At 71.9% G+C, this 14127-nt stretch carries 9 protein-coding genes; 8 read left to right on the top strand and 1 reads right to left on the bottom strand.

The window, feature by feature from the left end; genetic code table 11:
• Positions 1-25 precede the first annotated feature (25 nt).
• From OG933_RS14120 to cimA, 6 genes are all read left to right on the top strand, one after another.
• A complete protein-coding gene (locus OG933_RS14120; RefSeq protein ID WP_405627338.1) occupies positions 26-1114 on the top strand; it encodes a branched-chain amino acid aminotransferase in 1089 nt (362 codons plus the stop codon).
• A 195-nt stretch (positions 1115-1309) separates the two neighbouring features.
• A complete protein-coding gene (gene ureA / locus OG933_RS14115) occupies positions 1310-2005 on the top strand; it encodes an urease subunit gamma (RefSeq protein WP_362531363.1) in 696 nt (231 codons plus the stop codon).
• Positions 2002-3675: an urease subunit alpha gene (locus OG933_RS14110; protein WP_405627337.1), complete on the top strand. Its 1674-nt coding sequence runs from the start codon at positions 2002-2004 to the stop codon at positions 3673-3675. Before ureA ends, OG933_RS14110 begins: the two co-directional genes overlap by 4 nt.
• A 9-nt stretch (positions 3676-3684) precedes the next feature.
• Positions 3685-4722: an agmatine/peptidylarginine deiminase gene (locus OG933_RS14105; protein WP_405627336.1), complete on the top strand. Its 1038-nt coding sequence runs from the start codon at positions 3685-3687 to the stop codon at positions 4720-4722.
• A gap of 31 nt (positions 4723-4753) precedes the next feature.
• Positions 4754-5368: a TetR/AcrR family transcriptional regulator gene (locus OG933_RS14100; protein ID WP_054239783.1), complete on the top strand. Its 615-nt coding sequence runs from the start codon at positions 4754-4756 to the stop codon at positions 5366-5368.
• A gap of 307 nt (positions 5369-5675) precedes the next feature.
• Positions 5676-7280, top strand: a complete 1605-nt coding sequence (cimA, locus tag OG933_RS14095; RefSeq protein WP_054239782.1) for a citramalate synthase — start codon at positions 5676-5678, stop codon at positions 7278-7280.
• A 152-nt stretch (positions 7281-7432) separates the two neighbouring features.
• Here the strand turns inward: cimA and OG933_RS14090 are convergent, their stop codons facing one another.
• Positions 7433-9298: a ricin-type beta-trefoil lectin domain protein gene (locus tag OG933_RS14090; RefSeq protein ID WP_405627335.1), complete on the bottom strand. Its 1866-nt coding sequence runs from the start codon at positions 9296-9298 to the stop codon at positions 7433-7435.
• Positions 9299-9535: 237 nt separating this feature from the next.
• Between OG933_RS14090 and OG933_RS14085 the strand changes: the two genes are divergently transcribed.
• Together OG933_RS14085 and OG933_RS14080 are read left to right on the top strand one after the other, a co-directional pair.
• Positions 9536-12568 carry a glycoside hydrolase family 3 protein gene (locus OG933_RS14085; protein ID WP_405627333.1) on the top strand — a complete coding sequence of 1011 codons (3033 nt, stop codon included), beginning with the start codon at positions 9536-9538 and terminating at the stop codon, positions 12566-12568.
• A gap of 61 nt (positions 12569-12629) precedes the next feature.
• A complete protein-coding gene (locus tag OG933_RS14080) occupies positions 12630-13997 on the top strand; it encodes a hypothetical protein (RefSeq protein ID WP_405627332.1) in 1368 nt (455 codons plus the stop codon).
• The last annotated feature ends 130 nt before the right edge of the window (positions 13998-14127 follow it).

The following is a 14127-nucleotide window of genomic DNA, read 5'->3' as shown; positions in this document are numbered from 1 at the left end:
GCCAGGAAGCGAAGGACAGCTACTCATGACGACGCCCACGATCGAGCTCAAGCCCTCCGCCAGTCCCACCTCCGCCGCCGAGCGGCAGGCGATCCTGGCGAACCCCGGGTTCGGCCGCCACTTCACCGACCACATGGTGACGATCAAGTGGACCGAGGGCCGCGGCTGGCACGACGGTCAGCTCGTTCCGTACGCGCCGATCCCCCTCGACCCGGCCACCAACGTCCTGCACTACGCGCAGGAGATCTTCGAGGGCCTGAAGGCGTACCGCCGCCCCGACGGGTCGGTCGCCACCTTCCGCCCGGACCAGAACGCCAAGCGCTTCCAGCGCTCGGCCCGCCGCCTGGCCATGCCCGAGCTGCCGGTGGAGACGTTCATCGAGGCGTGCGACGCGCTCGTCGGCCATGACAAGGACTGGGTGCCCGCGCACGGCGGTGAGGAGTCCCTCTACCTGCGGCCCTTCATGATCGCGACCGAGGTCGGCCTGGGTGTGAAGCCGGCCAACGAGTACCTGTTCCTGGTCATCGCCTCACCGGCCGGCGCCTACTTCCCGGGCGGCGTCAAGCCCGTCTCCATCTGGGTCTCCGAGGAGCACGTGCGTGCCGTCCCCGGTGGCATGGGCGACGCCAAGACGGGCGGCAACTACGCCGCGTCCCTGCTCGCCCAGGCCGAAGCGGCCGCCCAGGGCTGCGCCCAGGTCTGCTACCTCGACGCGGTCGAGCGCAAGTGGGTCGAGGAGCTCGGCGGCATGAACCTGTACTTCGTGTACGGCGACAAGATCATCACGCCGTCGCTCACGGGCTCCATCCTGGAGGGTGTCACCCGTGACAGCCTCCTCACCGTCGCCCGCGACCTCGGCTACGAGGCCGAGGAGGGCCGGGTCTCGGTCGAGCAGTGGCAGCGCGACTCCGAGAGCGGCGCCCTCAAGGAGGTCTTCGCCTGCGGCACCGCCGCCGTGATCACCCCGGTCGGCACGGTCAAGCGCACCGCCGGCGAGTGGCAGCAGTCGGGCGGCGAGCCCGGCGAGGTCACCCTCAGGCTCCGCCAGGCCCTGCTGGACATCCAGCGCGGCACGGCCGAGGACAAGCACGGCTGGATGCACGAGCTGGGCTAGCCGCCCCTTTTCCGCAGGGCCACTCCGTCTGGGCCACTCCGTCTGGGCCACCCCGTCAGGGCCACTCCGTCAGGGGTGGCCCTGCGGCGTTCTCGGGGTCCGCCCATCTTTGAGCAGCACTCAAAAGTTACTGGCCATGCCTTCTGATCATCGAGCAGAAGGTTTAGAGTGCTGCTCAAAGAAAGGGAGAGCAACGTGCGACTCACCCCCACCGAGCGGGACCGCCTTCTGCTCTTCGGCGCGGCGGAGCTGGCCCGGGCGAGAAGGGCCCGCGGGCTCAGGCTGAACGTCCCCGAGGCGACCGCGCTCATCGCGGACACGGTGTGCGAGGCCGCCCGTGACGGCGCCCGGCTCGCCGAGGCGATCGAACGCGCCCGGTCGGTCCTCGGCCCGGACGACGTGCTGCCGGGCGTCGCGGACGTCGTCACCGAGGTGCATGTCGAGGCCGTGTTCGACGACGGCTCGCGGCTCGCGGTCGTCGGCGATCCGATCGCCGGGGGCACGCTCGGGGACCGGGCGCCGGGGGCCCTGCTGCCGGGGCCCGAGCACGCCGAGCCCGAGGCGGCCGTACGGCTGGCGGTCACGAACACGGCGACCGTGCCCGTCTCCGTCACCTCCCACTTCCACTTCTTCGAGGCCAACCCGCGGCTCGACTTCGCCCGGGAGAAGGCCTACGGCATGCGGCTCGCCGTCCCCGCCGGGTCCTCCGTGCGCTTCGGGCCGGGGGAGAGCAGCGAGGTCGGGCTCGTACCGATCGGCGGCGACCGGGTCGCGATCGGCTTCGCCGGCCTGGTCGACGGGGCGCTCGACGCGCCGGGGGCGAAGGACGAGGCCCTGCGCCGGGCCGCCGCGTGCGGATATCTGGGAGCGACCGCGGGAGGGGCCCGATGAACCCGTACGAGTACGCCGCCACCCACGGCCCCCGGGCCGGCGACCGCGTCCGTCTCGGCGACTCGGGGCTGGTCATCCGCGTCGAGTCCGACGCCCAGCGGCACGGCGACGAGTTCCTGGCCGGCTTCGGCAAGACCGCCCGGGACGGGCTGCACCTCAAGGCCGCCGCCGTCCGCGACACCTGTGACGTCGTGATCAGCAACGTCGTCGTGATCGACGCCGTGCAGGGGATCCGGAAGGTGTCGATCGGTATCCGGGAGGGCCGGATCCACGCGATCGGGCGGGCCGGGAACCCCGACACCCTCGACGGGGTCGACGTCGTCGTCGGCACGGGCACGTCCATCGTGTCCGGCGAGGGGCTGATCGCCACCGCGGGCGCCGTCGACACCCACGTCCATCTGCTGTCGCCGCGGATCATGGAGGCCTCGCTGGCCTCGGGGGTGACCACGGTCATCGGGCAGGAGTTCGGGCCCGTGTGGGGCGTCGGCGTCAACTCGCCCTGGGCGCTGCGGCACGCGTTCAACGCGTTCGACGCCTGGCCGGTCAACATCGGCTTCCTCGGCCGGGGTTCGTCGTCGTCCGCCGCGCCCCTGGTGGAGGCCCTCGCCGAGGGCGGCGCCTCGGGCTTCAAGGTGCACGAGGACATGGGCGCCCACACCCGGGCGCTGGACACGGCGTTGCGGGTCGCCGAGGAACACGACGTACAGGTCGCCCTGCACAGCGACGGGTTGAACGAATGCCTGTCGGTCGAGGACACCCTGAGGGTGCTGGAGGGCCGGACCATCCACGCCTTCCACATCGAGGGCTGCGGCGGCGGGCACGTCCCGAACGTGCTGAAGATGGCGGGCGTCGCGAACGTCATCGGCTCCTCCACCAACCCCACCCTCCCCTTCGGCCGGGACGCCGTCGCCGAGCACTACGGCATGATCGTCTCCGTCCACGACCTGAAGACCGACCTGCCCGGCGACGCCGCCATGGCCCGCGACCGGATCCGGGCCGGCACCATGGGCGCCGAGGATGTCCTGCACGACCTGGGCGCGATCGGCATCACCTCGTCCGACGCCCAGGGCATGGGCCGGGCGGGCGAGACGGTCCGCCGTACGTTCGCCATGGCCGGGAAGATGAAGGCCGAGTTCGGCGCCCCGGACGGCGACCACGACAACGAGCGCGTCCTGCGCTACATCGCCAAGCTGACCGTCAACCCGGCCATCGCCCACGGCCTCGCGCACGAGGTCGGCTCGATCGAGGTCGGCAAGCTCGCCGACATCGTGCTGTGGCGCCCCGAGTACTTCGGCGCCAAGCCGCAGCTCGTGCTCAAGTCGGGCTTCCCGGCGTACGGCGTGGTCGGCGACCCGAACGCGGCCACCGACACCTGCGAACCCCTGGTCCTCGGACCGCAGTTCGGGGCGTACGGGGCCACGCCCGCCGACATCTCGGTCGCCTTCGTCGCCCGGGCCGCCCTCGACCGGGGCGGCGACTCGATGCCGACCCGCCGCCGCAGGGTCGCCGTCCGCGGCACCCGCGGCATCGGCCCCGCCGACCTGCTCCGCAACTCGCGTACCGGAGCGGTCGACGTCGACCAGCGCACCGGCCTGGTCACCCTCGACGGCGAGCCGCTGCGCTCCGAGCCGGCCGAGTCCGTCTCCCTCAACCGCCTGTACTTCCTCTGAGGACCGCTGATGTCTGCTGCCGCCGACGGCTTCCGCATGCCCCCCGAGTGGGCCCCGCACGAGCGCACCTGGATGGCGTGGCCGGGCCCCAACCCCACCTTCGACGACCCCGACGACCTGGCCGCGTCCCGGGCCGCCTGGGCCTCGGTCGCCCGCGCGGTCCACCGCTTCGAGCCGGTGACCGTGGTGTGCGGCCCCGGACAGTCGGCGCACGCCCGCGCTCTCCTCGGACCGGGCGTCGACACGGTCGAGCGCGAGCTCGACGACGCCTGGATGCGCGACATCGGCCCCACCTTCCTGACCGGCGCGGACGGGCGGCTCGCCGCCGTCGACTGGACGTTCAACGGCTGGGGCGACCAGGGCTGGGCCCGCTGGGAGCACGACGCGAAGATTGCCGCGTATGTCTCGGACCTCGCGGGGGCACGGACGTACGCCTCGAAGCTGGTCAACGAGGGCGGCGCGATCCATGTGGACGGCGAGGGCACGGTCCTGCTGACGGAGACGGTCCAGCTCGGCCCGGAGCGCAATCCGGGGTGGACGCGGGACGAGGTCGAGGCGGAGATCCACGCCATGCTCGGCACCCGCAAGGCGATCTGGCTGCCCCGCGGACTCACCGGCGACTACCCTCCCCACGGCTTCGGCACCCTCGGCCACGTCGACATCGTCGCCGCCTTCGCCCGCCCGGGAGTCGTCGTCGCCCACCACCAGCCCGACCCGGCCCACCCCGACCACGAGGTGACGAAGGAGGTCGTCGGGCTGCTGAAGGCACAGACCGACGCGCGGGGCCGCCGTCTGGAGGTCGTCGAGGTCGCCGCCCCGACCGCCCTGGAGGCCGACGGCCACTGGGCCGACTACTCGTACATCAACCACTACCTCTGCAACGGCGGCGTCGTGCTCTGCGGCTTCGACGACCCGCGCGACGAACTCGCGGCGGGCGTCTTCCGCCGCCTGTTCCCGGAGCGCACGGTCACCCTGGTGGACGCCCGTACGATCTTCTCCGGCGGCGGTGGCATCCACTGCATCACCCAGCAGCAGCCGAGGGTCTGAGATCCGGGGACGAGACGAAGGGGAGCCGGGAATGGCCGGAGCGGCACGGGCACGCAGGAACGCGCCGCCCCGCGAGGACGTCCTGGCCGCCGCCATGGAGATGATCGCCGCGCGCGGTCTGGAGACGCTCACCATGGCGGGGCTCGGCCGCGAGGTCGGCATGAGCAGCGGCCATCTCCTCTACTACTTCCACTCCAAGGACGAACTCCTGCTGCGCACCCTGGAGTGGAGCGAGGGCCGGCTCGGCGCAGAGCGCGCCCGGCTGCTGGCCCGCGCCGCCCCCGCCCGCGAGCGCCTCGACGCCTATGTCGACCTGTACGTCCCCGACGGCCACCGCGACCCGCACTGGACGCTCTGGCTGGAGGTCTGGAACCGCTCGCAGAACGCCGCCGTCGACGCGGACGCCCGGGACCGCCAGGCGGCCATCGAGGGCGCCTGGCACCGCGACCTGGTCGCCCTGCTGGCGGAAGGGGTGTCGCGGGGCGAGTTCCGGCGCGTGGACCCCGACCGGTTCGCGGCCCGGCTGCGCGCCCTCCTCGACGGCTTCTCCATCCATGTCGCCATCGGACTGCGGGGCACGGGCCGGGAACAGGTCCTCGGGCACGTCCGCGAGTTCCTGGCCGAGAGCCTGCTCGCCGATGTATGAGAACGCGCTGCTCGCATCCTGAGACACCCGGTGAGCAAACGGACGGACTGTGCCAGACTGCCGCCGTGCTCTCGTTCGCCACGATTATTGGCAGCAGGCGCGCCGGTCCGCAGTGACCGCTCCGTACGACCAGGTACGAGCGGCCATCGTCGTCCTCGACCCGCGCGCAGACCTCTCGCACCCGCGAGGGGTTTTTCGCTTTTCTGGCCCACCCACAGCCGGGAGCGAGAGCGCGAGGGAGCATGGGGGGATGGTGGAGCCGGTCATTCCGGTAACGACCGAGATCCAACACAGGAGCCTTCAGACCATGACCGCAACCAGCGAACTCGACGACTCGTTCCACGTCTTCGACACCACCCTGCGCGACGGCGCGCAGCGTGAGGGCATCAACCTCACCGTCGCCGACAAGCTGGCCATCGCCCGGCACCTGGACGACTTCGGCGTGGGCTTCATCGAGGGCGGCTGGCCGGGCGCCAACCCGCGGGACACCGAGTTCTTCGCCCGCGCCCAAGAGGAGATCGACTTCAAGCACGCCCAGCTGGTCGCCTTCGGCGCCACCCGCCGGGCGGGCGCGAAGGCCGCCGAGGACCCGCAGGTCAGGGCGCTGCTGGAGTCGGGCGCCGGGGTGATCACGCTGGTCGCCAAGTCCCACGACCGACACGTCGAGCTGGCTCTGCGCACGACGCTGGACGAGAACCTGGCGATGGTGAGCGACACGGTGTCGTTCCTGAAGGAGCAGGGCCGTCGGGTCTTCGTCGACTGCGAGCACTTCTTCGACGGCTACCGCGCCAACCCGGAGTACGCGAAGGCGGTCGTCCGGGCCGCCGCCGAGGCCGGCGCGGACGTGGTCATCCTCTGCGACACCAACGGCGGCATGCTCCCGGCGCAGATCCAGGCGGTCGTCTCCACGGTCCTCGCCGACACCGGTGCCCGGCTCGGCATCCACACCCAGGACGACACCGGCTGCGCGGTGGCGAACACCCTGGCCGCGGTGGACGCGGGCGCGACGCACGTCCAGTGCACCGCGAACGGCTACGGCGAGCGGGTCGGCAACGCGAACCTGTTCCCGGTGGTCGCGGCCCTGGAGCTGAAGTACGGCAAGAAGGTGCTGCCCGAGGGCAAACTGCGCGAGATGACCCGCATCTCGCACGCGATCGCCGAGGTCGTCAACCTGACGCCGTCCACGCACCAGCCGTACGTGGGAGTCTCGGCCTTCGCCCACAAGGCCGGTCTGCACGCCTCGGCGATCAAGGTCGACCCGGACCTCTACCAGCACATCGACCCCGAGCAGGTCGGCAACACCATGCGGATGCTGGTGTCGGACATGGCCGGACGGGCATCGGTCGAGCTCAAGGGCAAGGAGCTCGGTGTCGACCTGGGCGGCGACCGCGAACTGGTCGGCCGGGTCGTGGAGCGGGTCAAGGAACGCGAGCTCAAGGGCTACACCTACGAGGCGGCGGACGCCTCCTTCGAGCTGCTCCTGCGAGCCGAGGTCGAGGGCCGGCCGCTGAAGTACTTCGAGGTCGAGTCCTGGCGGGCCATCGTCGAGGACCGCCCCGACGGCACCCACGCCAACGAGGCCACGGTCAAGCTGTGGGCCAAGGGCGAGCGCATCGTCGCGACGGCCGAGGGCAACGGCCCGGTCAACGCCCTGGACCGCTCCCTGCGCGTGGCGCTGGAGAAGATCTACCCCCAGCTGGCCAAGCTCGACCTGGTCGACTACAAGGTCCGCATCCTGGAGGGCGTCCACGGCACCCAGTCCACCACCCGCGTCCTGATCTCCACGACGGACGGCACGGGCGAGTGGTCCACGGTGGGTGTCGCGGAGAACGTGATCGCCGCCTCCTGGCAGGCCCTGGAGGACGCCTACACCTACGGCCTGCTGCGGGCCAAGGTGGAGCCCGCCGAGTAGGCACCGCCGAGCAGGAGTCCTCGGCGAGCCCACGGACTCGCCGAGGCCCGGCCCCGGCCGGGTTCCCGGGCGGCCGGGCCGGGAGGGCGGCGGAACCTCGCCGCCCCCGCCCCCGCCCCCGCCCCCGCACCGCTCACCGGCGGCCCCCGGTCCTACCGCAGTTGCCACTTCTGGTTGGCCGCCCCCGTGCAGGACCAGAGCTGGCCCCGTGCCCCGTTCGCCGACGAGTTGTCCGTGACGTCGAGGCACTTGTTCGCCGCCGTGTTCACGACATCGCCGGTGGTGGCGTTGTACGACCACCGCTGCGCGCCGGTTCCGTTGCAGTCGTACAGCTGTGCCTTCGCGCCGTCGGCCGTCGAACCCCCGACGACGTCTAGGCACTTGCCGAGTGCCTGGAGCGAGCCGTCCGGCTGGACGGTCCAGCGCTGGGCGGCCGACCCGTTGCAGTCGTAGAGCTGCACGGCCGTGCCGTTCGCCGTCGCGCCACCCGCCACGTCCAGGCACTTGCCCGCGAGCCCGGCGAAGGACCCCGACCGGCTCGCGTCACCCGACTGCGTCCCCGACCAGGTGAAGGTCGCCGAGGTGTTGCCCGGCAGCGAGTACGTCGCGTGCTGCGCGCCCCAGTTGATCGTCACCGTCTTCGCGGTCGAGGCGTCGTTGAAGGCGATCAGCGCCTTGGAGCCGTCGGGGTTGCGCCATGCCACGTTCGGTACGGACGACGACGCCGTCGACGCGATCCGCTGCGCGCCCGGCCGGACGAACTTCGTCAGGTGCCCCATCGTGTAGTACTCGACCGTGTAGTCGACGGTCCCGCTCGCCCCGTCCCCGTTGTGCACGGTGACCAGTCCGTCGCACGTCCCGCAGCCGCCGTTGTGCGGTCCCCGGTTCTGGTCCACGGCCAGCGACCACTTCGTCACCGACTTCGCCCAGTTGCGGGTGTAGTTCACGATGTCGAGCATGTCCTCGCGCTGCTGGTCGGCGATCCACGTCCCGCCGGAGTGCTCGGTGCCGAAGGCGTCCAGCTGCGGGTACTGGTTGTGCACCGACGTCTGCTTCGCCACGTCCCCGCCGTAGCCGTGCCAGGCGATCCCGCCGAAGTTCGGGTGCGAGCGGACCGCCGCGTCGTCCACCGTCTGCGCCGCGTACGCGTCGTAGGTGTCCCAGTTCCAGTCGTGCGCCAGCACCTTGGTCGACAGCCCCGCCGCAGCCAGCTTCGGCAGCAGCTCGCTCTTCGTGAAGTAGGCCAGTCCCGAGGCGTTCCAGCTCATCGACGGGTAGCCGGAGCAGCACGTCGGCTCGTTCTGCGCCGTCACGTACGCCACCGGTATGCCCTGGTCCCGGTACGCCTGGAGGTACTTCACGAAGTACGACGCGTACGCCCCGTAGTTCTCCGCCTTCAGCCAGCCGCCGTTGAGCTGTCCGCTGTCCTTCATCCAGGCGGGCGCCGTCCACGGCGACGCCATCACCGTCAGCGCCGGGTTCAGCTCCCGGGCCCGCCGGGTCAGCGGCACCACGTCCGCCAGGTCGTGTGCGATCGAGAACTCCGACAGATCGGCGTCCGTCTGGCCGGCCGGGACGTCGTCGTAGGTGTAGCCGAAGCGGGCGAGGTCCGAGCCGCCCATCGGATTGCGCAGGAACGACAGCCCGATGCCCTCGGTCGGCGAGAACAGCTTGCGCAGGGTCGCCTCCCGGGTCGCCGCGGACAGCGCCCCGCTGCCGTTCAGCAGCCAGGCCGCGGTGTCCGTGAAGGACGCGCCGCCGCCGGTGAAGGTCTGGTACCCGGTGTTCTCGTCGACGGTGATGTTCTCGCCGCTGCCGCCGCTGCCCGCCTGGAAGGCGAAGGCGGGCTGGGCCTGCAGACCGCGGACCACGTGCCGCCCGCCGGCGTCGTCCGTGGTGGTGAGCCAGGCCGTGACCTGCTCGCCTGCCGCGTGCGCGGGCGCGACCGCCGCGGTGATCCCGGCGGAGGTGAGCAGACCGGCGAGGAGCAGCCGGAGGACGCGAGTGGATCTCCTCATGGAGCGCCGCCCTTTCGAAGGTGGGGGATGGGGGCGTGCGAGGCGTGAGTAAATGACGGCTTTCAGGTCGCGTCAAGGGGTTGCGCGTTCATCTGTCGAACGAACAACGTCCCTGATCCGGACGGGTGTTGCGGCCGTACCAGTTCCGGTGTGAAGTCTTGACGGCGCAACGGCCCACCAGTTAACTCACGGCGTGATCTAAGTCATGAGTGGACCACGAGAGTAGAGGGACGTTGCATGCGAAGAACCGCCCTGCTCGCCTCCGCCACCCTGCTGGCCGCACTGCTCCCGATGACCACCGCCGCCGGCGCGTCCGGCGCCGACGACCCCGACCCCGCACCCGTCCCGGTCGACCGCTTCGAGGGTGAGATCCCCTTCGCGAGCCCGCCCGCCGAGGGCCTCTTCACCTGGGGCGGCGACACCGACGACCCGCCCGCCCTCGGGCTGACGGCCCGTGCGGACGCCCCCGAGGGCGACAAGGTCCTCACCGGCAGCTACGACATCAGCGGCTACGGCGGCTTCACCCACGACTTCGCCTTCGCCGAGCCCGCCCACGACTGGTCCGCCCACCGGGGCATCCGGTTCTGGTGGGAGGGCCGGGGCAACGGCAAGAAGATCGCCTTCGAGATCAAGGACGGCGGGGCGAACGGAGAGGCGTCCGAGCTCTGGACGACCTCCTTCACCGACGACTGGACCGGCTGGAAACAGGTCGAGATCCCCTTCACCGACTTCACCTATCGCACGGACTACCAGCCCGTCGGCGGCATCGACCAGGTCCTCGGCCTCACCGAGACCTGGGGATACGCCCTCACCCTCCCCGTCGGCGTCAAGGGCGACTTCGCCATGGACGGCGTGGAGCTGTACGGCCGGGCGGACCAGTCGTTGCGCGCCGCCGTCACCACCGACGCGGCTGTGTACCCGGTCCAGGAGGGCCGAGCGGCCGCCGTCGAGGTCACCGTCGCCACCACCGGCGCCGCTCCCCTCGACGACCCCGTCACCGTCGCCTACGAGACCGCCGCGACCGGCACCGCCGAGCCCGGCAAGGACTACACCCCGGTCACCGGCACCGTCACCTTCCCGGCGGGCACCCCCTCCGGCACCACCCGCACGGTCGCCGTCCGCACGATCGAGGACAAGAAGGCCGAGTCCGCCGAGACCGTCCCGCTCCGGCTGACCGTCACCGGTGCCAAACCGCCTTCCGAGAACCCGCAGATCGTGGTCGACGCGCACGGACTGCCGTATCTGAACGCCAAGTTGCCGGTGAAGAAGCGGGTCGCCGATCTCCTGTCGCGGATGAGCCTCGCGGAGAAGGCCGGCCAGATGACCCAGGCGGAGCGCGGCGCGATCACCGCTCCCGGTGACATCGCCGCGTACGACCTCGGCTCGCTGCTCTCCGGCGGCGGCTCGACCCCGACGCCCAACACCCCCGAGGCGTGGGCGAAGATGATCGACGCCTTCCAGCTCCGGGCGCAGGCCACCCGCTACCAGATCCCGCTGATCTACGGCGTCGACGCGGTGCACGGCCACAACAACCTGGTCGGCGCGACCGTCATGCCGCACAACATCGGCATCGGGGCGACCAGGGACCCCGGACTCGCCGAGCGGACCGGCGCGGTGACCGCCGCCGAGGTCCGGGCCACCGGGATCCCCTGGGACTTCGCCCCCTGCCTGTGCGTCACCCGTGACGAACGCTGGGGCCGCTCCTACGAGGCGTACGGCGAGGACCCGGCGCTGGTCCAGGCCATGGAGACGGTGATCCAGGGGCTCCAGGGCCGGGCGAGCGGCGCGGATCTGAAGGACGACGACAAGGTCCTCGCCACCGCCAAGCACTTCGTCGGGGACGGCGGCACCGCGTACGGCTCGTCCACGACCGGCACGTACACCGTCGACCAGGGCATCACCGAGGTCACCCGGCAGGAACTGGAGGCCGTGCACCTGGCGCCCTTCCGGACGGCCGTCGACCGCGGGGTCGGCACCGTCATGCCGTCCTACTCCTCGCTCGACATCGCGGGCGACGGCCAGGGGCCGGTGAAGATGCACGCCCGCGCCGACCTGCTGAACGGTGTGCTGAAGGACCGTATGGGCTTCGACGGGTTCGTCATCAGCGACTGGGCGGCCATCGACCAACTCCCCGGCGACTACGCCTCCGACGTCCGTACGTCGGTCAACGCGGGCCTCGACATGATCATGGTCCCGTACGCGTACAAGGACTTCCACGCCACGCTGCTCGACGAGGTGGAGGCCGGCCGGGTCGGCGAGCGGCGGATCGACGACGCCGTGTCGCGCATCCTCACGCAGAAGTTCAGGCTGGGCCTCTTCGAGAAGCCGTACGCCGACACCGACGGCGCGTCCGCCATCGGCTCCGCTGGGCACCGGGCCGTCGCCCGCCAGGCGGCCGCCGAGTCGCAGGTGCTGCTGAAGAACTCCGGTGGGGTCCTGCCGCTGAAGAAGAACCAGAAGGTGTACGTCGCCGGCTCCAACGCCGACGACATCGGCAACCAGACCGGCGGCTGGACCATCACCTGGCAGGGCGCCTCCGGAGACATCACGCAGGGCACGACGATCCTGGACGGGATGCGGAAGGCCGGCGGCGACGTCACCTACTCCCAGGACGCCTCGGCGTCGACGGACGGGTACGACGTCGGTGTCGTGGTCGTCGGCGAGACCCCGTACGCCGAGGGCGTGGGCGACGTCGGCAACGGCAACGACCTGGAGCTGACGGCCGCCGACCGGGCGGCCGTGGACAAGGTGTGCGCCGCGATGAGGTGCGCGGTGCTGATCGTGTCCGGGCGGCCCCAGCTGATCGGCGACCGGCTCGGCGACATCGACGCGCTGGTCGCCTCCTGGCTGCCGGGCACCGAGGGCGACGGCGTGGCCGACGTCCTGTACGGCAGGCGGCCCTTCACCGGACAGCTTCCGGTGACCTGGCCGAAGACCCAGGCCCAGCTGCCGATCAACGTCGGCGACGCGGCGTACGACCCGCAGTTCCCCTACGGCTGGGGTCTGACGACCCTGAGCCGGGTACCGGAGGGCGGCGTGACGACCCTGAAGGGGCTGGGGGCCGCGGCCGCGGTGGCCGAGCGGGCCGGCGCCGACGAGGTGGGACGGGCGCTGGTCGAGCAGGCCCGGCTCATCGTCCAGCGCAAGGTGGGCCAGGCCGTGACGGCGGCGGTCGCGAAGCCCTTCGCCGACGCGGACCACCTGCTGCTGACCGGCCGGTACGCAAAGGCGGTGGAGCAGCTGACGGCGGCGTACCGGGCCGCGGCCTAGCCACCGCGTTCCGGGCCGCCCGAAAGGACCGCTTTCGTTGGCTTTCGGGTAGCTTCGAAGTATGAAGGTCGCTCTATCGACCCGAAGCGTTGCCGGATCGCTGATCGCACTGGCGCTCGCCGTCCTGACCGCTCTGGCGGTCCTGACGGCGGGCGCTCCGCGCGCCGGTGCGGCCACGAGCGTCTCGGTGATCGCCGCGTCCCTGCGCGAGGGCCCGCTCTATGTCGATCCGGCGGCGAGCGCCCAGCTGTCCCAGGCGGAGGCGCACGCCCTCCAGCAGCAGATCGAGCGCGCCGACAAACCCCTGTTCATCGCCGTCCTGCCCGCCGGCTACCCCACGGCGGACCTCTTCACGGACCTGCGCACCGCCACCGGCGTGACCGGCCTGTACGCGATCCGGCTCGGTGACCGCTTCGACGCCCGCGCCGACTCCTCGGTGCTGTCCCGCACGGCCGTCCGCAACCTGGTGGCCAGTGTCCAGGGCGAGGACGACGCCAAGACCCAGCTGACCGACTTCACCGACCGTGCCCTGACGAACATGGGCGGCTCGGCACCCGAGAGCTGGAGCTCCTCGGGCGGCGGTGACGGGATCTCCTCCACCGCGCTGATCACGGCGGGCGTGGTGCTGGTCGCGGGCGGGGCGGGCGCCTACACCCTCGTGCGGCGCAACCGCCGACGGCACGCGGCGGACCAGCGGGCCGCCCTCGACCGGCTGCGGGTCGTCGTGGACGAGGACATCACGGCCTTCGGCGAGGAACTCGACCGGCTGGACTTCAGCCCCTCGGAGCCGGGTGCCGACGACCCCATGCGCGCCTACTACGAACGCGCCCTGGACGCCTATGAGCAGGCGAAGTCGTTCATGGCGGCGGCGACCAGACCCGAGGACGTCCGCCCCGTCACCCAGGCGCTGGAGGACGGCCGCTTCTCCCTCGCGCAACTGGCCGCCCGCCGTGCCGGACAGCCGCTGCCCGAACGCCGGCCGCCGTGCTTCTTCGACCCCCGCCACGGCCCCTCGGTCGCCGACGCCACCTGGACGCCGCCCGGCGGGGCCACCCGCGAGGTCCCGGTCTGCGCCGCGGACGCGACCCGCCTGGCCGACGGCCGCGACCCGGTGATCCGCGAGGTCGACAGCGACTACGGCCGCCGCCCGTACTGGGAGGCGGGCCCCGCCTACGGCCCCTGGGCAGGCGGCTACTTCGGCGGCGGCATCCTGCCCGGCCTCCTCGTCGGCACGATGCTCGGCGGCATCATGGCCGCCCCGTCCTACGCCTCCGACTACGGCAGCGGCTACGGCGACTTCGGCGGAGGTTACGACGGAGGCGACGTCTCCGGCGCCGACTTCGACCCCGGCGACTTCGGCGGCTTCGGTGGCGGCGGGGGAGGGGACTTCGGCGGAGGCGGCGGGGGCGACTTCGGCGGCGGGTTCTGAAGCCCGCTCCGGCGCGGCCGGTTCAGCGGCGCGAGTCGTCGTGCCGACCGGTCTGCCGACCGGTCCTGTCGGCTGCCCTGCTGCGGCAGTCGGCGGCGGCGTCCGGTGCGCCCGCGCGGTCGTAGGCGTC

The organism is Streptomyces sp. NBC_00016 (assembly GCF_045040885.1).
GTDB classification, from domain to species: Bacteria; Actinomycetota; Actinomycetes; order Streptomycetales; family Streptomycetaceae; genus Streptomyces; species Streptomyces coriariae.
The sequence above is the reverse complement of the archived record's forward strand: the minus strand, read 5'-3'. Positions and strand labels throughout refer to the sequence as shown.

Excerpts from the sequence above, each read along its gene's own strand:
- OG933_RS14120 (WP_405627338.1), top strand. The coding sequence starts at position 26 with ATGACGACGCCCACGATCGAGCTCAAGCCCTCCGCCAGTCCCACCTCC.
- OG933_RS14085 (WP_405627333.1), top strand. The coding sequence starts at position 9,536 with ATGCGAAGAACCGCCCTGCTCGCCTCCGCCACCCTGCTGGCCGCACTG.
- OG933_RS14090 (WP_405627335.1), bottom strand. The coding sequence starts at position 9,298 with ATGAGGAGATCCACTCGCGTCCTCCGGCTGCTCCTCGCCGGTCTGCTC.
- OG933_RS14110 (WP_405627337.1), top strand. The coding sequence starts at position 2,002 with ATGAACCCGTACGAGTACGCCGCCACCCACGGCCCCCGGGCCGGCGAC.
- OG933_RS14105 (WP_405627336.1), top strand. The coding sequence starts at position 3,685 with ATGTCTGCTGCCGCCGACGGCTTCCGCATGCCCCCCGAGTGGGCCCCG.
- OG933_RS14100 (WP_054239783.1), top strand. The coding sequence starts at position 4,754 with ATGGCCGGAGCGGCACGGGCACGCAGGAACGCGCCGCCCCGCGAGGAC.
- cimA (WP_054239782.1), top strand. The coding sequence starts at position 5,676 with ATGACCGCAACCAGCGAACTCGACGACTCGTTCCACGTCTTCGACACC.
- OG933_RS14080 (WP_405627332.1), top strand. The coding sequence starts at position 12,630 with ATGAAGGTCGCTCTATCGACCCGAAGCGTTGCCGGATCGCTGATCGCA.